General features: G+C 45.7%; 24 protein-coding genes and 1 riboswitch. Of the genes, 2 read left to right on the forward strand and 22 right to left on the reverse strand.

Annotated features, from left to right (window positions below; all coding sequences use genetic code 11):
* Positions 1-2: 2 nt before the first annotated feature.
* The 22 genes from ACIFPW_RS21020 to ACIFPW_RS21125 all read right to left on the reverse strand — a co-directional run bounded on the left by ACIFPW_RS21020 (position 3) and on the right by ACIFPW_RS21125 (position 20,091).
* On the reverse strand, positions 3-734 hold the full coding sequence (locus ACIFPW_RS21020) for an ATP-binding protein (RefSeq protein WP_430247018.1): 732 nt from the start codon (positions 732-734) through the stop codon (positions 3-5).
* Entirely contained in the window at positions 731-1,216 is a 486-nt protein-coding gene (locus ACIFPW_RS21025; protein WP_430247019.1) for an ECF transporter S component, read from the reverse strand. The genes ACIFPW_RS21020 and ACIFPW_RS21025 overlap by 4 nt, the downstream gene beginning before the upstream one ends.
* Before the next feature lie 2 nt (positions 1,217-1,218).
* Positions 1,219-1,809 carry a cob(I)yrinic acid a,c-diamide adenosyltransferase gene (locus ACIFPW_RS21030; protein ID WP_430247020.1) on the reverse strand — a complete coding sequence of 197 codons (591 nt, stop codon included), beginning with the start codon at positions 1,807-1,809 and terminating at the stop codon, positions 1,219-1,221.
* Positions 1,810-1,825: 16 nt separating this feature from the next.
* Positions 1,826-2,260 carry a bifunctional adenosylcobinamide kinase/adenosylcobinamide-phosphate guanylyltransferase gene (locus tag ACIFPW_RS21035; protein ID WP_194218468.1) on the reverse strand — a complete coding sequence of 145 codons (435 nt, stop codon included), beginning with the start codon at positions 2,258-2,260 and terminating at the stop codon, positions 1,826-1,828.
* The gene (locus ACIFPW_RS21040; protein WP_430247021.1) at positions 2,212-2,826 is read right to left on the reverse strand and encodes a histidine phosphatase family protein; all 615 of its coding nucleotides are present in this window, start codon (positions 2,824-2,826) and stop codon (positions 2,212-2,214) included. The genes ACIFPW_RS21035 and ACIFPW_RS21040 overlap by 49 nt, the downstream gene beginning before the upstream one ends.
* Complete coding sequence (gene cobS / locus ACIFPW_RS21045; RefSeq protein ID WP_430247022.1) at positions 2,784-3,575, reverse strand: adenosylcobinamide-GDP ribazoletransferase; 792 nt, start codon at positions 3,573-3,575, stop codon at positions 2,784-2,786. The genes ACIFPW_RS21040 and cobS overlap by 43 nt, the downstream gene beginning before the upstream one ends.
* A complete protein-coding gene (locus ACIFPW_RS21050) occupies positions 3,572-5,059 on the reverse strand; it encodes a cobyric acid synthase (RefSeq protein WP_430247023.1) in 1,488 nt (495 codons plus the stop codon). The genes cobS and ACIFPW_RS21050 overlap by 4 nt, the downstream gene beginning before the upstream one ends.
* Entirely contained in the window at positions 5,056-5,619 is a 564-nt protein-coding gene (locus ACIFPW_RS21055; protein WP_430247024.1) for a bifunctional adenosylcobinamide kinase/adenosylcobinamide-phosphate guanylyltransferase, read from the reverse strand. Before ACIFPW_RS21055 ends, ACIFPW_RS21050 begins: the two co-directional genes overlap by 4 nt.
* The gene (gene cobD / locus ACIFPW_RS21060; protein ID WP_430247025.1) at positions 5,607-6,671 is read right to left on the reverse strand and encodes a threonine-phosphate decarboxylase CobD; all 1,065 of its coding nucleotides are present in this window, start codon (positions 6,669-6,671) and stop codon (positions 5,607-5,609) included. Before cobD ends, ACIFPW_RS21055 begins: the two co-directional genes overlap by 13 nt.
* Positions 6,649-7,611 (reverse strand): adenosylcobinamide-phosphate synthase CbiB, encoded by a 963-nt coding sequence (cbiB, locus tag ACIFPW_RS21065; protein WP_430247026.1) that lies wholly within the window; start codon positions 7,609-7,611, stop codon positions 6,649-6,651. The genes cobD and cbiB overlap by 23 nt, the downstream gene beginning before the upstream one ends.
* A complete protein-coding gene (locus ACIFPW_RS21070) occupies positions 7,608-9,077 on the reverse strand; it encodes an adenosylcobinamide amidohydrolase (protein ID WP_430247027.1) in 1,470 nt (489 codons plus the stop codon). Before ACIFPW_RS21070 ends, cbiB begins: the two co-directional genes overlap by 4 nt.
* 2 nt (positions 9,078-9,079) lie before the next feature.
* On the reverse strand, positions 9,080-10,141 hold the full coding sequence (locus ACIFPW_RS21075; protein WP_430247028.1) for a FecCD family ABC transporter permease: 1,062 nt from the start codon (positions 10,139-10,141) through the stop codon (positions 9,080-9,082).
* Complete coding sequence (locus ACIFPW_RS21080; protein WP_430247029.1) at positions 10,104-11,087, reverse strand: ABC transporter substrate-binding protein; 984 nt, start codon at positions 11,085-11,087, stop codon at positions 10,104-10,106. The genes ACIFPW_RS21075 and ACIFPW_RS21080 overlap by 38 nt, the downstream gene beginning before the upstream one ends.
* 138 nt (positions 11,088-11,225) lie before the next feature.
* Positions 11,226-11,410: riboswitch (cobalamin riboswitch) on the reverse strand.
* A gap of 245 nt (positions 11,411-11,655) precedes the next feature.
* Complete coding sequence (locus ACIFPW_RS21085; RefSeq protein ID WP_430247030.1) at positions 11,656-14,238, reverse strand: ABC transporter permease; 2,583 nt, start codon at positions 14,236-14,238, stop codon at positions 11,656-11,658.
* The gene (locus ACIFPW_RS21090) at positions 14,235-14,918 is read right to left on the reverse strand and encodes an ABC transporter ATP-binding protein (protein ID WP_430247031.1); all 684 of its coding nucleotides are present in this window, start codon (positions 14,916-14,918) and stop codon (positions 14,235-14,237) included. Before ACIFPW_RS21090 ends, ACIFPW_RS21085 begins: the two co-directional genes overlap by 4 nt.
* A gap of 95 nt (positions 14,919-15,013) precedes the next feature.
* A complete protein-coding gene (locus ACIFPW_RS21095) occupies positions 15,014-16,018 on the reverse strand; it encodes a sensor histidine kinase (protein WP_430247032.1) in 1,005 nt (334 codons plus the stop codon).
* A 1-nt stretch (position 16,019) separates the two neighbouring features.
* Positions 16,020-16,709: a response regulator transcription factor gene (locus tag ACIFPW_RS21100; protein ID WP_430247033.1), complete on the reverse strand. Its 690-nt coding sequence runs from the start codon at positions 16,707-16,709 to the stop codon at positions 16,020-16,022.
* 401 nt (positions 16,710-17,110) lie between these two features.
* The gene (locus tag ACIFPW_RS21105) at positions 17,111-17,521 is read right to left on the reverse strand and encodes a ferritin family protein (RefSeq protein WP_226615675.1); all 411 of its coding nucleotides are present in this window, start codon (positions 17,519-17,521) and stop codon (positions 17,111-17,113) included.
* Between the two features lie 150 nt (positions 17,522-17,671).
* Positions 17,672-18,376 (reverse strand): DsbA family protein, encoded by a 705-nt coding sequence (locus tag ACIFPW_RS21110; protein WP_430247034.1) that lies wholly within the window; start codon positions 18,374-18,376, stop codon positions 17,672-17,674.
* A gap of 11 nt (positions 18,377-18,387) precedes the next feature.
* Entirely contained in the window at positions 18,388-18,777 is a 390-nt protein-coding gene (locus ACIFPW_RS21115) for a DoxX family protein (protein WP_430247035.1), read from the reverse strand.
* Between the two features lie 59 nt (positions 18,778-18,836).
* Positions 18,837-19,679, reverse strand: coding sequence for a M56 family metallopeptidase (locus ACIFPW_RS21120; protein WP_430247036.1), 843 nt, complete (start codon positions 19,677-19,679; stop codon positions 18,837-18,839).
* Between the two features lies 1 nt (position 19,680).
* Entirely contained in the window at positions 19,681-20,091 is a 411-nt protein-coding gene (locus ACIFPW_RS21125) for a BlaI/MecI/CopY family transcriptional regulator (protein WP_371017801.1), read from the reverse strand.
* Positions 20,092-20,345: 254 nt separating this feature from the next.
* Here ACIFPW_RS21125 and sat point away from each other — a divergent pair, with 254 nt between their 5' ends.
* Positions 20,346-21,503, forward strand: coding sequence for a sulfate adenylyltransferase (gene sat / locus ACIFPW_RS21130; protein WP_430247037.1), 1,158 nt, complete (start codon positions 20,346-20,348; stop codon positions 21,501-21,503).
* 54 nt (positions 21,504-21,557) lie between these two features.
* Entirely contained in the window at positions 21,558-23,273 is a 1,716-nt protein-coding gene (locus ACIFPW_RS21135; protein ID WP_430247058.1) for an SLC13 family permease, read from the forward strand.
* Positions 23,274-23,283: the final 10 nt, after the last annotated feature.

The raw sequence follows: 23,283 nt of genomic DNA on the forward strand, positions 1-23,283 counted from the left end.
GGTCAGGCACGTGCCTGACCCCTTTCGATTTCCACTACATGAAAAAGCTCACCCGCTCGTTCACGTAACTGCTCCTCTACCTCTTTATAATAAGCGACAATAAAACAAGTAGACGGTCCTGAGGATTTATGAACGTCCAGATCTACCATCACCTGTTCATCCACCACTTCATCATCTGATAGAAGCTCATTTAACTCATACAGTATCCCTTTTGATCCGACAGGTAACACAGCTCGAACGCCTTCCTGTTCACTCACCCACTGAAACAGATCAAGTGGTGCTATCGCATTCGGCTCGTTCATCACTTCATCGCCAACGAGCGGTTTCCCGATTACGGCGAATCGGATACCGTCACTTAGCGATACTTCAGGAAGTTCGTTACGTTGCTTCCGTCCAATTACCACCACGCCAAGCGCTGATTGGAGGAGAGGCATATTCGTTTCGGAGCTTCCTGTGATTGTCAGCTCGTTCATGCCTAATTCTCTTTTTCCTCGCTCGATGCCGCTTACAAGCTCCTCCCACTTTGCGCCGCCGCAGAAGTTATGTAAAACGACAGAAAGTGGCGTTGCTCCGTGCGCGATATTTTCCATTACCGCTACGCGAAAAGCGAAGTAAGAAAGCACATCATATGGCACGTTCACGATATCATGCTCTTTCTCTCCAATGCCTCCGCTGTTATCACTTGTGATCACGAGGTATTCGTCATCGAGCGGAATCATCGTACCGTCTCTCATAAGCTCGCAAGTCCTTTTTTCTCAAAAATCGTTGCTAAGCGTGGGATGAGAGCCATCGCAAGTACGAGATTGATCGCTGACGCAACAACTAGCCCTGGCATAATCGCCATGTAAAAGCCCGTGCCGAGCATAAAAAGAAACGGTAGTGGAGCAACAACTCCATTTCCTATTAAAAAGAATCCAACAGCCGTTTTTCGTTTGCTTTTCTCATAAAGCGCACCGAAAAGCCAAACGAGCACCACCATTTCTACCGCGATCAGTAGATGCATGGGACCGAGCGGAAAGCCGACAATGAGCGCAGATAGTAGATGACCAAAACCTGCGATCAGCGAACCGCTCCTGCTTCCGAGGAGAACGGCAGCTACGAGCGCTGGAAACGCATCGAGCGCAACGCTTCCGATGACGGATGGAATTTTAATAAGCGCCCCAACAACGGATAGTGCAACGAACATAGCGAGAAGGCTGGCGCGTTTTCCCGACATGCCTACTCTCCTTTACGCTTGCCGCCACGGAATACTTTTGCGCTTCTTACGTACTCCACGTCTTTAACGTTCAAACGGAAATTGATCACGCGAGCAAGGGCGAAAAAGTAATCTGATAGGCGGTTTAAGTATTTCATAGGGACGGGTGGGATGTTTTCTTCTACTTTATTTAACGTAACGACGTGGCGCTCGGCGCGACGTGTGATTGTGCGAGCGATATGAATCGTTGCGGACGGCTTGCTTCCACCAGGTAAGATAAATTTCTCAAGCGCTGGCGCTTCTTCAATAAATTCATCGATGCGTCCTTCAAGGTACGTAATCGACTCTTCCATTAGCTTTATTTCTCGTTTTGGTGAGACGTTCGCAAGGTCGCCGCCACAGTCAAAGAGCTCATGCTGAATTTTCTCCAAATCCTCTAGAAGATCCGTAAATTGATCTGAGCCAAGCTCGCTTAATTCAACGATCGCCTGTCCAACGAAGCCATTCGCTTCATCCACTGTGCCGTAAGCTTCTACTCGTACATCGTCTTTATCGACTCTTCCCCCGATAATGCTCGTTTTTCCCTCGTCACCTGTTCGTGTATAAATTCTCATCCCTATTCCCCCTCGATTATTTTAGCTGCTGATTGAGTCCGTACCAGATCACATCAACACGGTCGGCTATGGCCGCTAAATCCTGGTACGCCCATCCTGTTAAATCACGCCATTCGCGCTCTTCTTTTTCCATTGGTACGATTCCTTTAGTAATATCCGCGCCTATGATCACGACCGTCCGCTCATGTTGCTCGCTTTCCCACGAGCGCCAGATGCCTAACAGCGACTGCCATATTGCCCGGCATTCTTCATGTCCCGAGTCAGCCGTAAGTCCTTTGATCCACTGTTCTACACCTTCAAGAACAACGACATCTCCGTAGAAGCGGCTTACATTAAGCGGGATTTTCATTTGGTCATAAGCGGATCTCCAGCAGTGATCCTCCGTTAATCCGTAGAACGTTTTCACCCATTTCGATTTGCCGTTATAGGCACCTCCTGTAACGAAGTGCATCGCCTATCCCTCCTTAAATCATCTCGTTTCCATTCAAGCTCGATTCCTGAACCATGGGGAACTTTCCATTCCCAAAACGAACGCTTTTCTGGGGCATACTTGGTTAGCAAATAGCGGATAACGCCTCCGTGTGTAATCACAATACCTCTCTGATTTGGTGATTCAATGACCTGTTCGATGACCGATTTGAACCCTTCTTCAATCCGCTGACCAAATTGAACGTAGTTCTCACCTCCGGGTGGAGAGATGGTAAATGGATCATCAATCCAGCTTCTGTATTGGGTATCATGTTCAAGGTCGGCATATGTTTTTCCTTCCCATTCCCCAAACAGGATTTCCCGCAACAGAGGCATGGGAATTCTTTTCCGATTTGGAAAGAGACGTTTCGCTGTTTGCATGCATCGCTGCAAGTCGCTCGTGAAAATAAGATCGTACTGATCAGCGTCGACTGTAGCAAGTTCTGCGGCTTCATTAAGCGGTGTATCTGTCCAGCCAATATAAGCCCCGCGCTTGTTATCATCCGTTATCCCATGACGAAATAATGTAATAGCCACACGCTCATCCATAAGATCACCTCCATCCCTTCAACGCTCGCGCCGAGCACATCTCCGGTTACGCCGTTAAACCAGCTAAGTATCTTTCTTCTCATCACGATCGTAAAAAGAACTGTCAATGCACTTAACAACAGCATGCCTAGAAAAACCTCCGGTGAGAGTAGCACCATCATTCCGATGAGCGCGATCCAATAAATCGGATAAATCCATAGGCTTGATCGCTGAATCGATTTCTGAAAAAAGTAAGCAAGCCCCTCTTGTTTCGAAGGCTTAATGCTTAGCAAGAAGTACCCCATCACACTTTTGCTTAAAAAGGGTATGGCCGCAATGAGGACATACGAGCTGAACGTCGCCATTTGAATGATTTCATAAAGAAAAAGAAACCTTGCCGAGAGAAGCACAATCACCGAAAGCACGCCGAAAGCCCCTGTCCGTGGATCCTTCATAATCTCAAGACGTTTCCCTAGATCGCGATACGAGAAAAACGCATCGCTCGCATCCATCCAGCCGTCAAGATGAAGACCGCCCGTTAGCGCCATCAGAAACACCCATGTAATGAACGCGATCGCTAGCGACGAAAAAGGCGTCCATTCGATGAGCCCGTAGAGAAGCGCTGCCGATAGTAAACCTTGAAGCAGTCCAAGAATCGGAAACGTTTGAACCGAGCGCGTTAACGGCTCCCGCTCCATTGAAAGTTCACGTCGCACAGGGATAACGGTGAAAAATTGCACATTAATAAGAAATCCTTGCCACAAACTCATTGGCGCTCACGCTGAAACATGATGCTTTTCATAAGCTCCCAGTTCAAGTGTGGCTTCAGCTGGTTAGCGAGATGATCGTACGTTTTCTCTTTCATACTAGTACGGTTGAGTTGCTTTTGTTGCGGTAATCCTTTCCGCGTTCGCAGACGATTCAGCCACTCGGTTCGCCATTCATCGTTATGAAAAAGATGATGCAAATACGTACCAATCACGCGACCTCCTTCACCATAGTAGCCTTCAGGCCGACCCTCGATCTGGAGAAAAGGTTTGGCTGTATGAGCAAAACGTGTTTCCCCTAGATGAATTTCATAGCCTTCAATTGGCATTGCTAGATTAGTAGCTGAATGCAGTGAACCGCTCACTCGTACAGTAGTTTTTTCTTTATGAAACGACGTTTGCGCGGGAATGAGCCCCATTCCTTCAACCGTTTTCCCAGGCTCCCCTGTATCTGCGCCATAAGGATCCATCAGCGTCTCCGTTAGCATTTGATAGCCGCCGCATATGCCAACAAGGCTTCCGCCACGTGCTATGTAGCTTTGTAACACGTCGTTAAAACCTCGATCCTTCAACCAATCCAAATCACGGATTGTACTTTTCGTTCCAGGAATAATGACTGCATCTGGCTCGCCAACTTCATCCGAGTGCTGCACCCAGCGAACCGTGACGTCCTCATCGTTAAACGGCTCTATATCGCTATAGTTCGAAACAAACGGTAGCTGAAGCACGACGATTTCAAGCGCGCCCTTTTTCTGTGTAAACCGATCGGTAAGCGAGAGAGAATCCTCCCCTTCCACATGATGCTCCACGTAAGGAAGGACGCCGATCATTGGTAGACCGGTTCGCTCTTCAAGCCATGTGATGCCATCTTCGAAGAGCGCTGGATCGCCACGAAATTTGTTAATAATGATACCTTTCACCCGCTTGCGCTCGTGAGCATCCAGGAGTTCAAGCGTGCCGACGATGCTTGCAAACACGCCGCCGCGATCGATGTCCGCCACAAGAATGACAGGAACATCGGCCATTTCAGCCACCTTCATGTTTACGAGCTCGCGATCTTTTAAATTGACTTCAACCGGGCTGCCCGCACCTTCCATCACAACCACACCATAGTTCTGCTGTAGGTGATCGAGCGCACGCGCAATGCTTTCTATGCCCATCTCGTAGTACGATTCTCGGTAATCTTTGCCCGAAAGCGTGCGGTAAGAGGTTCCGAACTGAATCACTTCCGCATGCTGATCGGATCTTGGTTTTAATAAGATTGGATTCATCCAGACGCTCGCTTCGGTTCTAGCGGCTTCTGCCTGCGCGCCCTGTGCCCGTCCGATCTCTTTTCCTTCCATTGTTACGTAAGAATTGTTCGACATGTTTTGTGATTTAAACGGAGCGACGGCATAGCCTTCGTTTGCGAGAAGACGGCAGAGGGCCGTCACGATCAAGCTTTTGCCAACGTCTGATGCCGTTCCTTGAATCATGACACCCTTCATGTGATTCCGTCTCCCTTCATAACCTGCGGCAGGCCCATTTCAATCAGATAAGCTTCGTCCGCTTGGCTAACAATCCACTGATGAATCTCACCAAGCAAACGTGCATAAACGGAGACAAGCTCCCCATCTAACGGTTCATGCCCAAGTTCATTACTAACAATGACGAGGGCTTCTGAGCTTTCGTTAAGTTTTTCGATATCACGCTGAATTTTCTGTTTCGTCTGTTCCTGAAAAATGGCGTTTGACCAGTCTCCGTTTTGAAACAATTCATTGGATAGAAGCGTTGTCACGCAATCAAGCAAAACAACCGCGTTCGCTTCCAGCTGTGAGGTGGCGCTTCCTACATCCTTTGGACATTCAACTGTTTGCCATGGAACAATGGCCTTTTCCCTGTCCTGCTGGTGACGGCTAATTCGCGCTTCCATCTCTACGTCACTTGCCTGACCGCAGGCGATATAGTGAAGCGTACTGTTTTCTGTCCGGACCGAAGCTGCTCGCTTTTCCGCAAAACGACTTTTCCCGCTCCTCACGCCACCGGTTATAAAGATTAGCTTCGCCATGATGCTAGCACCTCCATGAGTCGGTCGTTTTCATCGGAAGTTCGAATCGCAAATCTGAGCCAGCGCCCGTTTAGACCTGGAAAGTTCTCCGTATGCCTTGGGACGATGCCGTTTTTCATCAAGTAGTGCATGAGCGGCGCTTGATCGGTTCGTTCAGGATCTTTCAGCAAATAAAAATTCACGCTTGATCGTGAGTAAATATAGCGATGCTTTTCGAAAAAAGTCTGGAGCTTTTCACGTTCCTCCTCAATGAACTTTCGCGTTGCCGTCATATACGCCTGTTCTTCGATACAAATTTCACCAGACATAAGTGCCAAGGCGTTGACGCTCCAGTGTGGCTTGAGCTTTTTTATCGCGCTAATCGCTTCAGGATGCGCCATCATATAACCTAAACGCAAGCCTGGAATGGCGAACATTTTCGTTAACGAGCGCAGAATGATAAGGTTCTTATTTGTCATGAGCTCGACGGTATAGCTGGGCTCTTCATGTAAAAAGTCCGCGAAGGCCTCATCGATGATCAGGTAGCAATCTCGTATTTCTGCTTCAGCGATCAGTGTTCTGACTGCTTCAGGATCGTACGAAACACCGGTTGGGTTATTTGGCGTACAGAGAAAAATGGCGTCAAGGTGATTCATTTTTTCAATAAGTGGGTTTGGGTCGAGACGCCACCCCTCTTCAAGCGTATGGTAAGTAATTTCGCAGCCTGCACTACGGCACGCTTCTTCATACTCTGAAAAAGCAGGCTGCACAATACAAACTCGTTTATGAAAAAGAAAACGGCCGACGAGCGTGATTAGCTCAGCACCACCGTTACCTACGAGAACGCGACTTTCTTCTGTATTGTGCATTGCTGCAAGCTTTTTCGTTAGCGAGGACGCGTGGGGGTCAGGGTATGTTGTGATGAGGTTGAAAGCGTCAGGCCACTTTTCGATCAGCGCCTTTGGAGGACCGAATGGATTTAGGTTTGCGCTGAAATCGAGCGTCTCCTCAGGCTGTGCGATACTCAGCGATTCATATAAATAGTGCGGATTAGAGCCGTGTGATGGTAGCAAGGAAAAGCCCTCCGATCCATAAGATAAGTAGAAAAAGAATGCTCGTGCGATTCATGATCGCAATCGCTTTTGGAATATGTATGGCGCTTAGCTTGATGATGCTATCACCGATAAGCGCACGGTTTGAGACGATGCCTTTATATGTGTTCACCCCGCCAAGCTGCACGCCGAGAAGCGCTGCCGTTGCCGCTTCTCCCCAGCCGCTGTTTGGACTCGGGTGCTGTTTTGCATCGCGAAATAGAACGTGCCAGGCGCGGCTTCTTGCGGTATGCTCCGGCTTTATGGAAAGCATCATACAGCAGCCTGTGATGCGACTTGGAATCCAGTTCACAGCGTCATCAAGCTTCGCAGAGGCGTAGCCAAATGCTTCGTATTTTTCGTTTCGATAGCCAACCATTGAATCACACGTGTTAATCGCTCGGTAGGCCACCGCCCCAACGCTACCGCCGATAAGCGCCCAGAATAGCGGTGCCGTAATGCCGTCGCTAGTGTTCTCAGCGACGGTTTCAACAGTGCCTCGCACAATTTCACTTTCATGGAGTTGATCTGTGTCACGACCAACGATCCAGGAAAGCTTGCGTCGTGCTTCTGTCATATCGCCTTGCTGAAGCGGCTTATACACGTCCAGCGCCGCCTGCCGCAAACTTTTCTGCGAAATCGTAGTTGCGATGAGAATGCCTTCAAAGAAAATCCCCACAAGCGGGTGAAGGGTGTAAGCAAGAAAAACGGTAAACCCGGTTAGCGTGATCACAACGACAAGAACGGTTAGCGTCATGAGGGCACCTTTTTGTTTGCGGTTCGCACCATGGTTCCAGCATTTGTCGAGAAAGCTGATAAGTGAGCCGAACCACTTCACCGGATGCGGCCATTTTGGTGGATCGCCAATCAGCAAATCCAGAAAAAAAGCGAGGCTAATCGCAAGAAGGTGATGCATGATCATAGCGAGAGCCTCGTGCGGTACTTTTCAAGCGCCTCTGTTGTACAGGTGTAAACGCCGAGGCTAATCAATTTTCCGAGCGTTGTGATCGTGCCCGCGTATGCCTGATGCTGTCCACGCTGTGTCGCGGCGACCAGAATGCTGTCTGTAGAAGTACCTGTTGCTATGGTGCCTGTCACCGAGTCTTTTACTTGCTGGTCGTGCATGACCTTAACTTTTGCTTCCGTTGCGGTCATGATGCTTTGGATGAACGCTTCATCTGTGAGCGTTCCGTTCACGAAAATCCACGTGTTGATCGTTCCAGGGAGCGGCTCGTATACGTGCTCTGCGCTTTTCGAGGCATCAACGGCGTTTCCAACGCCTGCCGTTACAACGACAAATACCGAAACCCCTTCATCTTCTACTAAGCGGTAAGAGACATCCTCTAATCGAACGGCAGTCATCATGCCAACTGTTTCTGTCGGATCGATGCCGTGCTCCTCTAAAAACGTCGCCATTTCTTCTTTATGATCTGAACAGCTGTAGCTTTTAGGGACGTGGCGGTTGACGAACGTGCGATACCAGCCAGTTCTAGATCCTACGACCCCCGAAGACATCGTCCGAAGCGGAAATGGTGTCGTGAGAGTGATCATGTTTTCTGACCGCTCAAGGTAGCGCTCATCAATGGTAAGATCGCTTTGATCCTCTGCCTGTTTTTCTGGTAATAAGAGCATTTGTGGCTTAGGCACGGTCGGATGCGGATGCTTTTCAATTTTTGTGCGATAAACCGATTGAATGCGCTGTTCGTTTAGGACGTCATTTGGCTTGTTGTGCATGTTGATTTTCCCATTTTCAAGAAGAAGCAGGCGGTCACAGTACAGACCTGCCAGATTCAAGTCGTGAAAAATCGAAATCACCGTTAGCCCCTGTTCGCGCGTCCATTTTTTTAAGAGATCGAGCAGTTCTTTTTGATAAGAAAGGTCGAGGTGGTTCGTCGGCTCATCTAATAAGAGAATCTCGGGTTCCTGCGCAAGCGCCTGTGCGAGAAAGACGCGCTGACGCTCACCGCCTGAGAGTTCGTTCACGTAGTTATCCGCGAAGGCGGCGATTCCCGTTTGCTCCATTGTACGCTGCACGACTATCTCGTCATGCTCGCTCCACATTTGAAACCATCCCGTCTGATGGGCGTAGCGTCCGAGCGAAACGGTTTCTTTAACGGTATAAGGAAAAGCCTGATCCGCATGCTGTGGAAGAACCGCAAGCACGCGCGCCAGCTGTTTCGCTGAGTAGCTTGAGAGCGGCTTATCTTTGAGCATGATTGAGCCGGACTTTGCTTTTAGAATGCCGCTAACCATTTTAAAAATAGTCGTTTTGCCGCTTCCGTTTGGTCCAACGATCCCGAGAAGCTCACCTTGATTCACATCAAACGTGATGTCATCAAGCACGTCGTGACCGGGGTATCCTCCTGTAACAGAATGTACGCTTAGCATGCTTATCCTCTTCTTTCCTTACGTCTTCGTATTAAAATGATGGCAAATACCGGGGCACCGATAAGCGATGTGATGACGCCAATCGGCAGCTCAGTTGGTGAAATGATCGTTCTTGAAATTAAATCAGCGATGATTAGAAAAGCAGCTCCAAGTAAAATGGATAGTGGCAGTAAATGCCTGTGATCCGGGCCCCATAGAAGGCGCGTTAAATGCGGAATCACAAGGCCAACGAAACCAATCGTTCCTGAAACCGCAACAGCTGCCCCTGTTAAAATCGAGCCGCCGATTAGAATCCAAAGCTTTCGTTTCGCGACGTTTACGCCGATATGCTGAGCGCGTTCTTCACCAAACGACATCGCGTTCAGCTCCTTGCTGCTAAACAGCAGGATCCCTGAGCCGATGATGAAAAATGGAAGAATGATTCCGATGTATTCCCATCCGCGCATCGACACGCTTCCAAGAAGCCAGCCGATAATTTGACGAAGCTCCTCTCCTGTTAAGGCGATCATAAGTGACAGGAGTGAGCCAAGGAATGAGCTAAACACAATTCCTGTTAGGATGATCGTCTCCACGCGCATCGATCGCTCGATTTGTCGTGCGAAGAAAAGCACGAGGAAAATCGTGAGAATCGATGCAGCGATGCTCATAACTGGTAGGGTGAACATGCCGACAAACGGAATGGACAGGTTGAAAAACAGCACGAGTACCGCTCCAACTGATGCTCCGGATGAAACGCCGAGCACGTACGGATCCGCTAGTGGATTACGCAAAAGACCTTGAAAGGCGGCCCCTGCTATCGCAAGAGACGCCCCCACTAGACCTGCCAAAATGACGCGTGGCAAGCGAATATCCATCACAATCGTTGTAAACATTGGATCGGTTTTGCCTATGAATGGAAGGTGTAAAACTTCGCTTCCGATTAATTTTAGAATGGTAAGCACTGGAACTGAAACAGTACCGATTGAAATGCCAAGGAGCATGGCACCAATTAAGAGTGCTATCGCAATCGGATAGGCAATGAACCGTTTATTCAGCAAAAACATCCGGATAAACCGCTTTTGCAAGTTCCTCTACTCCTTCAGTAAGACGAGGGCCAGAGCGCGTAACGAGGTCAGAGTGTACGTCAACAACCTGCTCTTCTTTGACAGCCGTTACGTCCTGCCAGCCGTCGCGGCTTAACACTTGTTCAACTGGCTTCTCTGTATAGTAGCCGTACGTTGTGATGATCACGTCTGGATTCGCTTCGATAATCGCTTCCTGATCCACCTGGTTCCAGCCTTCCTGATCGTGCGTCACGTTCTTCGCGTGAATCATCGTTAGCATGTCATCCATAAACGTATTCTTCCCTGGAGAGTAGATTTCAGGCGCAGGGGCAACTTCGACGAAGACATTTTTCTGATCTTCTTCACTAATGCTTTCTGCTTTTGCTTGAATGTCTTCAAGATCTTGCTTCATTTCATCGATCGCTGTTTCCGCTTCTTCCGTTTCACCAGTTGCTTGTCCGATCATTTCGATGGAAGCGTACACTTCATCGAAGCTTTTCGCATCGTTCACAACGAGTACGGTGATTCCAGCATCACGAAGCTGCTGTAGACCTGCTTCTGAGTTATGTGCGCTTGAGCCGTGTGCAAGTACGAGATCAGGCTTTAGAGAAATGATTTTCTCCACGTTAAATTCCATGCCGCCGATTTTTTCGATATCAGCCGTTTCTTCCGGATAGTTGGCGAAGTCAGATACGCCAACGACTTCTTCCCCTGCTCCCAGGTCGAAAAGGATCTCAGTGTTACTCGGGATTAAGGAGACAATTTTTTCAGGATCTTTTTCGATCGTAACATCCTGGTCCAACGCATCCGTTATCGTTACTGGGAAAGCGCTATCTTCTGACTGTTCAGCTTGCTCTGTATTCGCATTTTCTTCATTTGTCGCGCTGTTCTCTTCACTCGCTCCGCAACCTGCGATGATTCCTGTAACGAGAAAAAGTAAAACGAGTAGTGAATAAAGCTTTTTCATGTGTGTTTCTCCTCCTGTTTTCTGATGTCTCTAAACTAAAAAATCCCCACGCACGAGGGCATGGAGATGGTCGAATGGAAGTAACGGTGTGCCAAAGGCAGCACCTGAATCCGTTCGCACATCCCTATCCTCGTAGGCTGTTCGCGCTAGACTCAGGCAGGTCTCCTGGCTCATGGTTATCGCATGCTGCTCCTTCCCATTCGCTGTTACGAACAGTGGATTCTGCAGCAGGCGACCATTTACAGTGGCGGGACCGCGCTGGAATTGCACCAGCTTCCCTATTAAGTCTTCATTGAAAAGACACCTGAATCGATCACTATGTAATTGGTAACAGGTTTATTATACATGATTGCGGGGGTGGGGGGAACAGTTGTGTTTTGAGGGGGTCAGACCCCTCTCTGACCCCTTCGCTTTCATTCACAACGATCCCCCTTATTCGTTAAGGCTCCGAAGAAATTCTCAGACTTACAAAAGCAAAAAAAGTGTCCCTCATTGAAGGACACTTTTGCTGCTTTTGTCTTTTGGTGGGGTCAGGCACGAGCCTGACCCCGCCCTCCGCTTCCACCGCTTACACATTCTCTTGCTTCAACGTATCAACGATATTATTCTTGTCTAATTTCTTAATAGAGTAGAACATTGCGGAACCTACGATGATGAAGATGGCAATGATCACAAAGAGAAGACTCATCCACGGCAATGTGAACCCATAGACAAACGTACTTCTAAATGACAAATACATCAAGAACATGATTGCGATGCTGATTGGAATCCCATAGAGGATTGCCTTCATGCCATAGAAGATACTTTCGTAGTTCATCATTTTACTAAATCCTTTCGGTGTCATCCCAACGGACTTAAGCATAGCGAATTCTCGCTTGCGAAGAGAAATGCTTGTCGAGATTGTATTGAAGATATTTGCGATTGAGATTAGGGAAATTAACGAAATAAATCCGTACGTGAAGACCGACATGAACAGAATCATCTGCTTGTCGCGCTGTCTATTTTGAAAAACATTATAAACATACAGATCGGATCGTTTCATCTCTTCAATCGCTTCTTGCGTAGCCATTGGATCTGAACTGTTCATATAGAGAGAGGTTCGCACGTCTTTTTGAACGTCTTTATCAATCATCCCCTTCATGGTTTCCTCAGAAACAATGACGTCGAGTCCACCGGCACCAGACCTACTCACTCCCATTGGCAGTTCATCCGTTAAAGCACCGATTTTAACTTTGTTTATTAATTTTACTTCCTCTGTTTCATAATTCATTGAAGATAGCTCGATGCTTTCCCCTATTTTGGCGTTGAGAGACTTTGTTTCCTTAATCTTGCTTGTCTCAGGATCCATATAAGAGACGTTTTCAATCAAGATACCGGCCGGTTTCTCCGGATCCTGAAGTTTCTCTGCATCCACGCCTACTTTTTTTGCATATTCGTTAAAGCTTTGTTCATCTAAGCCATGTAAAACCGCATTATACTGGTATTTCCCATCCCTTAGTAAGCTCTCATCCTGATATAAGTTTTCCTCTAATCCATCTGGGATAGCATCATCATCCACATAGGTGTTTAACACCAGTTCCTTGGTCATACTTGCTTTCGTAACATTCTTGAGCTTCGTAAACGGCTCCAGATCCCCTTTCTCAACGCTGTTTCCACTTATTTGAATATCAAAATTGAGGTTTTGCTGCGAGAGCTCAACCGATTTTTCTAAATTCGATGTAAAGTAGGAAACAGATAGAAACAGGATAATGCTAATCACAAGGGAAAAAACGGTCACCTGATACCTTCTTTTATTCCGCTTTAAATTCTTCAAGCCGATCTCAGCTTCGATCCCAAATAATTTTCGAATCAGTTTGGAAGTCTTCACTGTTTTGCCCGATAGCTTGATATCCTGCGTTTGTCGGATAGCATCAATGGCTGAGATCTTCGATGCTTTACGTGCTGGCATATAGGATGAAATAAAAATTGTGATGATTGAAATCCCACAGGCAACGAGAATACTTAGAGGCGTTACGACGACTTGGAGCTTTTCTGTACCCCCAAGCGCCCCTTCAATAAAGGAATTAATGAACATGAAAGTAGTCGCTATTCCAGCAAATCCAGCAAGAATTCCGATCGGGATACTGATCAGGCCAATAATCGCTCCTTCAAAAAAGACCGATGTTTGCTTCTGTCGTTTCGTCGCTCCAACGCTCGCCAGCATACCTAAATGTCTCGAACGTTCGGAAACACTAATCGCAAATGCATTGTAAATCAATGCAACGGAACCGATAATGATAACGCTCATAATAATTCCGGTTAACAGTAGCATTGTTGTTAACAGATTATCGTTATCGGTCACGCCATAGTAGCGAAGCAGTTCATCGTTAAACGAGACGTTTTCAATATTGTTTTGTTTCGCCAGCGCTTCTGCATGCTCATAAAGAGATCGTTTCACTTTGTCCAACACGACGACAGCATCAACGGTGTCCTTGCTATTCATAAGGCTTTGATCGACATAGCTAATCGCCGTATAACCGGGCGCCCACGCGGGTTCCCATGTGGGACGTTTGATTGTTCCTACAATCGTATACGTTCTCGTGTTCTCATTTTCTAATGATTCACTTGCACCTTCTACATCCGTTTGGAGGGGATCGTTTTGAGAAAAAGGACGTTCAACACCTTCCATCTGGCGTTCGCCAACGTTCAGTGTGAGTTGATCGCCAATTCCGTGTTTCACCTTTGCATTCCCCGCAACTTCTTCAGACAACACAATCTCATTGTCTTCCTGCGGCAAGCGTCCCTCGCTTATTTCGATTGGGAAGTTTTTGAATCCCTGCTCATTGTATTCTTTAATAAACAAATAAGGTTTGCTTTCATTTTTCGCTTCATCTAATTTGGCATAACCTACATCGTTTGCGAGAACCAGAGTCTTGGTTGATTCGTCGCTTTCGATCGCTTCAATTTGATCGGAATCGACGTTCTCATATTGAACGTGCCACTCTCCATCCGTCGCGATCGATTGTCGTTGCAAGAGATCCATGAACGAGACACCAAGCGTCGCGACAGCCATGACCATCGCTACGGAAATAATGACACCAATGATGGTAACCAGCGTCCGTCTTTTATTTTCCTTCAAATGCCTCACGGTCAGTTTATTTACGATGTTCATGGACGGATCACCTCGTCTTTGGCAATCCTCCCGTCTTCAATCGAAATGACACGATCCGCTTGTAAAGCAATCCGTTCATCATGCGTGATGACAATCAGCGTTTGGTTGTAATTTTTATTAAACATTTTCAGCAGCTCCATAATTTCACTGCTGTTTTGACTATCTAGATTTCCGGTCGGTTCATCGGCGAGCATAATGGAAGGATTACTAATGAGTGCCCTCCCAATTGACACACGCTGTTGCTGTCCTCCTGATAACTGGTTCGGCGAATGCCCAAGCCGATTTTGTAAGCCCAATGTGCCGACGATATTCTCAAGCTGCTTTTGGTCAACTTTATGTTCATCCAGTAGCATCGGAAGGGTAATGTTCTCTTCAACGGTTAAGATTGGAATCAAATTATAGAATTGATAAATCAACCCGATTTGCCTTCTTCTAAAAATGGCAAGCTGCGTTTCATCGAGTTGATAGATGTTGGTATTATCGACGAGAACGTTGCCGCTCGTCGGTCGATCCACGCCACCGAGTAGGTGAAGCAAGGTTGACTTCCCTGAACCAGATGGGCCGATAATGACGACAAATTCTCCTTTTTTAACTGAAAATGAGACGTCATCGAGTGCCTTCACGGCCGTTTCCCCTTTGCCATACACTTTAGACAGATTTTCTATTTGTAAAATATCCATTGCAGATTCCCCCATAAATTTAATGTACCTTCAGTTTATCTGCCTAAAATGACGTTAAAGTGACTCTTAGGTGACAGTTTAGTCACCTGGCCTTTCTAAACAACTTGCTTATAAAATTTTATGGTAAATTCTGTCCCCGTACCCTGTTTACTCGTTACTTCAATATCCCCATTCTGGCTGGTGATAATGCTGTACGCCATCGCAAGACCGATACCAACGCTATCGTCTCCCGCATTTTTTCCCCTATAAAATCGTTTAAAAATATAAGGCAGATCTTCTTTTGGAATGCCATTTCCATTGTCTGAAATGATGATTTCGGTATACAACGGATTCTCGGAATACGAGAGTGAAATCGTTCCACCCTCACCGGTATGCTCCACGCAGTTTTTTAATATGTTTAAAAGCGCCTCCGAAGTCCAATTAACATCTCCGACAAAAGTGGCAGCATCGTCACCCGTTATGCTTATGTTTTGTTGTTTAATATCGACTGGTATGAGAATGGATTCTACTGCTTTTTGGATTATCTGCCGAGGTGAAACGCTCTCTTTTTTAAAGGCAATCGTTCCAGCATCTATTTTCGATAATTTCAACAAAGAAGAGACTAGCCATTCGATCCTTTCTAATTGAATGCGAATGTTTGTCGTGAATTCAACGCGTTTCTCTTCATCTAAATTCGGATCACTCACTAAATCCACCATCACCAGCATCGAAGTTAACGGGGTTTTGAGCTGGTGGGAAATATCTGAAATCGCATTGGTTAATTTCACTTTGTCTTCTTGTAAAAGGGAACGATGCTCTGTAAGCATCATCGTAACTTTATAAATATCATTCTTTAAAATACTGAGCTCACCCTCATAGTTATTTCTTACATCCAACGTATAATCCCCACTACTAATCTGTCTCAAATAACCCGAAAGCCGCTCGATTTCGCGGTACCGCCATCTTGTAAAAAACACAAAACAACTAACGAGCGCGATCGAGGTGAGCAGTGTTATGAGTGCTGCTTGGTAAGAAAGCACGAACACAGCGAGCCCTGTTGAAACAAGAATGATTCCCCCAATAACGAGAAAAAGAAGGTGTATTTCACGATTACGCAACAACCTATTCACCCACCTTATAACCGAACCCGCGCACGGTTTTAATGATTTTGGGGCTTTGTGCGTTGTCCTCAAGCTTTTCTCGTAGACGTTTGATGTACACCGTTAACGTATTATCGTTGACGAAATCACCAGCCACATCCCAGATCCGTTCTAATAGCTGATTTCGCGTTAAAACTTGACCAACATGATTGGCGAAAATCAGAAAGAGTCTATACTCGAGTGCCGTTAGAAGAACTTCCTCCCCTTTTTTATAAACCTTGCCTTCTAGCGTATTGATTCGGATATCTTCAATCGTGATGATGCTAGTGGATTGTGGCTGTGGTTGCTTATTGTAACGACGCAAAACCGATTTAATTCTTGAAAGTAATTCACGAATGCGAAACGGCTTTGTGATGTAATCATCCGCGCCCATATCAAGCCCCATAACCACATTTACTTCATCATCAAATGCCGTGAGAAAAATAACTGGTTTATCACTCTGTTTCTTCACAAATTCACAAAGATCATACCCACTACCATCTGGTAAGGATAAATCAAATAAACATAAATCGATCTCATTCAACTGTTTCATAAGTACTTCCCTGGCCGATTCAGCATTATAGCAGACAATGGTCTCATATCCATCGTTTTGCAAGGAATATTCAAGCCCCATTGCAATCGTCTTATCATCTTCCACCATTAATAGTTTCATTTGGAGCACCCTCATTTTATGTTCTTTTTGGGGGTCTGGTTCGAGCCTGACCCCCTCCTTCCTCTATTCCCCTCAAACCCTTTAATAATAAGGATTTGAAGGAGCTACTTACATTCTCTTAAATGTCAAAAGTGTCCCTAGAGGAGGAACACTTTTCACTGTTTTGTCTTTTGGCGGGGTCAGGCTCAAGCCTGACCCCTCTCAACTATTCCCTCTTTTTCAAGTGTACAATATTTACATACGATCATATAGATCATGTCCCAAAGATTGTAAAGTTTGCCTATGTACTTATTGGTATGATGCCTTGCACGGCTGATATCATTCAGTAAAAGAAACTTGTCCGCTTTTTCACATGTGGTGGGTCAGAGTGGCATCACATCCTTACCCCCGCCAATTTCTTACTACCTTCTCTTCGTTAACATATACAAAAACCACACCGCATGGTTTTGCTCATCCGCTGCTGCTCTTTTGAACGTTTCTTTTATATACGGCTCCTGCGTTTGTTCAGCGATATCAAGATAGAAGTCGACTGTGTTTTGCTCATCGTTAAAGGCAAGTTCGACACCTAATCTATAATCAGTTGCACATTCCTCAACGATCTGGGGCTCATGCTGTCGGCCAGTTAGTTGCGTATAGATTTGTTGAAAGGCTCTGAAATGCTTCTTTTCATCCTGTCGAATTTCTTTAATGCGGTTCCTTTCCGTTTCATTTGGCGCTAGTCTCGCTAGCTTCTTATAGCATTGAATGGCGCTGTATTGACCGTTGATGGCAGTCGCTATATCATCTGCAAGTGTTCGGTAGAGATAAGACATGAGCTCGCTCCTTTTTTGGGGTGTTTGAATAAGATAGTGTATTTGAGAGGGGTCAGACACGTGCCTGACCCCTCTCAAATACAAAAAACCGTAGATTGTCCGCCACAGACGGACAATCTACGGTTTTTTAATTACTTTCATTCCTTCTTTTTATTCTGCCTTCGCTTCTTCTACCATTTTCTTTAGGTCATCAATTGTTTGTCCGTCGAATGCTTCGCCGTTCACAAAGAGAGCCGGTGTGCCAGTAACGTCGAGATCACGGGCTTTCGATAAGTCGTAGTCGATTGCCGCTTCTCCTTCGCCATCTTTAAAAGCTGCAAGAACCTGTTCAGCTTTTTCTTCATCAGTCACTTCTTTTAGCGTGTCGACAAGGTAATCTTCTGTGTAGATGTCCTGTTTTTCCGTGCCTTCTGTTTGCTTTTCATACATTAATGAATGAAACTCCCAGAACACGTCATTCCCAATCTCCTGGTACACCACTTCAGCAAATTCAGCTGATCGATCAGAATCAACATTAATAAATGGATAGTTGATAAACGAGAATTTGATTTCCCCTGTTTGAATTAACTCTTGATCAATTTGCGGGAAAAAGGACTGTTCGAATGCTTTACAGTAAGGACATTTGTAATCTCCAAATTCAATCACTTCTACCTGTGCATTTTCATCACCGAGAAATGGTTGCTCCATCGCTTTTTCCTCTGAACCATCAGAACTCGAGCCGCTTGAAACGACGATCACGATTACGATAACTGCAGCGACAGCGGCCACTAGCCAGTAGATCCAAGTATTCGATTTTTTCTGCGCATTAGCTTTTGTTTGCTTGTTCGGTTGCTTTTTCTTATTCTTATTTGCCATCATTCTTCCTCCTATGATTGTTTCGAAAAGAATTTGTAATCAGCGGAAATAGCTCCACCTCCGCTAATCAAAACAGCGACTGACATACCGAGAAGAGCAAGATCCAATTCATACCCTCCGATAAATCCTGTCGTTAGTTTAACCGTAAAGATCGCTCCTAGCATGACGATCATGAAAAGCAAAGAAACAATGCGTGTGCCTAGTCCTACGATCATAAGAAGACCTCCGACTAGTTCAATCGTTGCAACGACATACGCTAAACCACCCAAAATGCCAATACTCTCGAAAAATCCAACGGTATTTCCAATCCCTCCAGCAAATTTATCAAGACCGTGAATCGTAAAAATAAGACCGAGAACGAATCGTAGTACGACAAGGGCAACGTTTTGTGATAAATTCATAAATTAACTCCCTCCTAATTTTAACACTACGCGATGTAGTGTTTGTTTTCGAAAAAGAATTAGGGTGTCGCCACCATAAACATGATGGATAACCCTAACACAATATAAAGTGAGTAAAAGACTGTCCCAACAGGCAACGTTACATGCACTTCTTTTTCTGGCGCAAGAATATGTTGTATGCGATCGTTTACAGACGTTTCCGCAAAAGATACAGCAAAAGCATGACGCTGTCTGTGATCGCTTTTCAATAGTTTTAATAACGCGCTACTAAGATCAAGCATATTTGCTTCTTTCATCGCAAACCGATCCGCCGCAATTTCGCGTAGCGTGTGATAGTGATTCGATACCCATTTCAAAATCGGCACGTACCAAAGCGCGTGAACGAGAAGGGTGATGATAAATTTTTTCAATGGATCACGATGCTGCTGATGAAAAGTTTCGTGATAAATCACGGCGCGCAGCTCTTCTTTGCTCAACAGACTAACTAGTTCAGTCGACAGAACGATTTTGGGTCTAATCATTCCATATGTAAGCGCGATAGGCTCATCACTTCTAATTACCTCGAGTGCCTGGTTTCCTAAATCGAAATTCCGAATGACTTCCTGTGTGACAGTGTCTTCATGAAGAAGCGACAGCCGTTTCGAAAAGGTGACATATCGATAAATTTGCTTCACGATCATCATTACGATTAATGAAAATGTTGAGAGAATCAGAACTTCTAATAGCAAGTTCATAGATGATAAACCGATCGCACGAAGCATATTATGGCAGGCTTCTAGTACGCTTAACATAAGCGTCCAGTTCGAATATAAATGCAAACTGTATAGTGACATTTGAACAATCATCATGGCTACAAGAAAAAAAGACAGCATAAACAAAAATCGCGGCTGTTTGATTCTCATCTTACTTCTCCTTTAGCTGCTTGATTTTTTGCTCAAGCTTTTCAATCAAAACTGGATCCGCTTCATCGAGCGCATCAAGCATATGATTCACAGCAAGCGGACCAAATTCATCCATTAGATCCTGTGTTAATTCCTTTGATTGCGTTCGCAGAAATTCTTCTTTCGATAGAAGCGGCTTAAACATTGATGTGCGCTTTTCAACTCGTTTTACTAGAATTCCTTTATCCACGAGACGATTCATCACCGTCATAACCGTGTTAAAGTTCGTACTTTTCTCTTGATCAAGCTTCTGTTTCACATCTTTGATCGTCATTTCTGGACCTTCAAAGAGTATGTCCATAACCTTCGCTTCAAGAGAGCCGAAAAAGCGGTTTAACCCTGTTTCATTCGTTTTGAACTGATGAATTTTCATCGCTCCCACCTCACACTACACAGTGTAGTCTAAAAGGGTGGTAGGGTCAAGAAGCAAAAGAGAGGATATCTCCGACTGTGTAGGAGTGTCTTTCGTGCGGAGACAGTTGTACTTGAAGGGGGTCAGGCTCGCGCCTGACCCCCTTTTAAAAAACCTCCTCATCCATTTTTCTCATTAGCCCTCTCTTCTCCTCTCCTTCTTTCATAAGCTAGTAGCAACTCTATATGTGAACAAGCAAGAAGGGAGATTTATTTATGATAGAACCACATGGCGGTCAGCTAATAAACCGCATTCCATGTGAAGAGGATCGCCTGGCGCTTCTTCAGAAGGCCACAATGTTTCCGGTCGTCACCTTAACATCATGGAATTTATCTGATTTATATATGATCGCAATCGGTGCTTTTAGTCCGTTAACGGGCTTTATGAATCAAACAAATTATACGCACGTTTTAAATAAAATGAGGCTCGCAAATGGGACAATCTGGAGCTTGCCTATTACGCTTTCTGTATCTAAAGAAACGCGTGACAAGATTTTTTCTAGTCCTACTGTTTGCCTGAAGGGTGAAGACGGGGAGATCTATGGACTAATGGAAATAGAAGATATTTATGAAGCAGACAAAATAGAAGAAGCTCGACTCGTCTATGGAACGAACGACGCTGAGCATCCAGGCGTTCAAAAAACGTACGAGCAGGAAGCGTTTAACCTCGGTGGCCCAATCACGCTGCTTCAGCACCCAACAGCTCTTCAAGACCATTTTCAAACGCCAGCAGAATTAAGAGAATCTTTCCAACAGCGCGGCTGGAAAACAATAGTTGGCTTTCAAACGCGTAATCCGATTCATCGCGCACATGAATACCTTCAAAAGACGGCACTTGAAACCGTTGATGGCCTTCTCATCCACCCACTCGTTGGCGAAACGAAGAAAGATGACATTCCAGCGGATATTCGGATGAAAAGCTACAGCGCTCTTTTAGAAAACTATTATCCGTCTGATCGCGTCATTCTCTCCGTATTCCCAGCCGCGATGAGGTATGCTGGCCCGCGCGAGGCGATTTTTCATAGTCTCGTTCGGAAGAACTTTGGCTGCACACATTTTATTGTTGGCCGCGACCACGCAGGTGTTGGCGATTATTACGATACGTTCGCTGCGCAGAACATTTTTCACCAATTTGCAAAAGACGAAATCGGGATTGAGATTATGGCATTCGATCACGCGTTTTATTGTATCAAGTGTTCGAGCATGGCTACGGCCAAAACGTGCCCCCACGATAGCGAATTTCACATTCATCTAAGCGGCACAAAGGTTCGAGAGATGCTGAAAAATAGCCAAAGACCTCCGAAAGAGTTTTCTCGCCCTGAAGTGATTGAGATTCTATTAGATGAGGTGCAGCACGATCATGAAAACGAATGATGCCGCGCGCGCTGAATGATGGCATTCTATTTCGTTATGATCACGATGATCATCATGCTTTTCTGTCTTTTCTTTGAAAAAGGACGACCCGAAGTGATCCTAGCCTCGGTTCTCGTCTTATTTCTATTCACCGGCATTATTACGCCCGAGGAAGCAACGGCCGGATTCTCGAATGAAGGGATGCTCACGATTGCCCTTCTCTTCATCGTGGCTGGAAGCATTCAGCGGAGTGGCATTGTGGATCGCCTCTTTCAACGTCTCCTAAAAAGCTCGCATTCCCGAAAGAAGCGCCTGACTAAATTGCTATTCCCAATCTCCATCATTTCAGCATTTGTGAACAATACACCGATCGTGATCGCTTCTACCCCAATGGTGAAAAAATGGTGCGATGAAAACGGGATGTCTCCTTCCAAGTTTCTTATTCCGCTTTCCTACGCTACGATTCTTGGCGGCACCATTACGTTAATTGGTACTTCGACAAACCTTGTCGTTCATGGACTGCTAATCGAAAACGGCTATGCTGGTTTTTCTTTTTTTCAGCTTAGTGCGATTGGAATTCCGATCACGCTATTCGGTCTCGCGTATTTGATCTTCTTTAGTAACAAGCTGCTTCCAGATCGACGTTCTTCATCCTTCACTGAACCTGAATTGCTCAAAAAATACACCGGTGAAGTGCTTGTTACAGAACAATTCCCCTATATTAATCGCACTGTAAAAGAAGCGCAGCTAAGAAGCTTGAAAGGGTTATTTCTCGTCAGTATTATGCGTCACGAACGAGCGATCGCGCCTGTATCAGGCGAGACGATTCTGAAGGAAGGGGATCGCCTTGTTTTTAGTGGTGACATCTCAACGATCGCTGAGATCCAGCGGATGAAGGGACTACAGCTACAGGGAAGCTCCGGCTCTTATTTTCCAGAAAATCACCAGCTTATTGAAGGGATTGTGACACCTCATTCGTCACACCTTTTCAAAAAGATAAAGGACACCAATTTCAGACACCAGCATCAAGCAGCCGTGATCGCTGTTCATCGCCAAAATCAGCGCCTGAAATCGAAAATTGGTGATATTGTCTTAAAACCAGGTGACGTTCTCTTAATGATCGCGGGTGAGCAGTTTCATAAGAAAAAGGATTTCTACGACATTACACCAATCGATCATAAGCTCGTTACGCAACGTCAAATCAGATTAGGCTGGCTTTCGATCGGGTTGCTTGGTGTCATGATTATTCTCGTTACGATTGGCGTTCTCTCCATGCTAACTGCTATGGCCGTTACGACGCTGCTTCTCTTTTTAACAAAGGTTGTGACGCCAGGCGAAGCGCGTGATTTGATTCAATGGCACGTTCTCCTTATGATCGCTTGTTCGTTTGGTATTGGTACCGCGCTGCTGAATTCAGGTGTAGCCGCTTCGATGGGAAGTCTCCTTATCCAATTAACGGCGCCGCTCGGACTTCTTGCAACGTTGCTTAGCATTTATGTGTTAACGAACATCTTCACAGAAATGATGACAAATAGTGCTGCCGCTGTCTTTATGTTTCCCATTGCCATCGAGGTTGCCCATACGCTTGAGATTGACCTCCTCCCCATTGCGATGATTGTCGCAATTGCAGCCTCCGCAAGTTTTATGACGCCGATTGGCTATCAAACGAATTTGATCGTCTATGGCGCCGGCGGCTATCGCTTCCACGACTTTTTGAAAATTGGTTTCCCATTAACGCTGATCGTTATGGTAACCACGCTATTAATCGTTCGGTTTATTGTAATGATTTAATGAAAGGAGG

It is taken from the genome of Pseudalkalibacillus sp. NRS-1564 (assembly GCF_050467905.1).
Lineage (GTDB): Bacteria > Bacillota > Bacilli > Bacillales > Guptibacillaceae > Guptibacillus > Guptibacillus hwajinpoensis_B.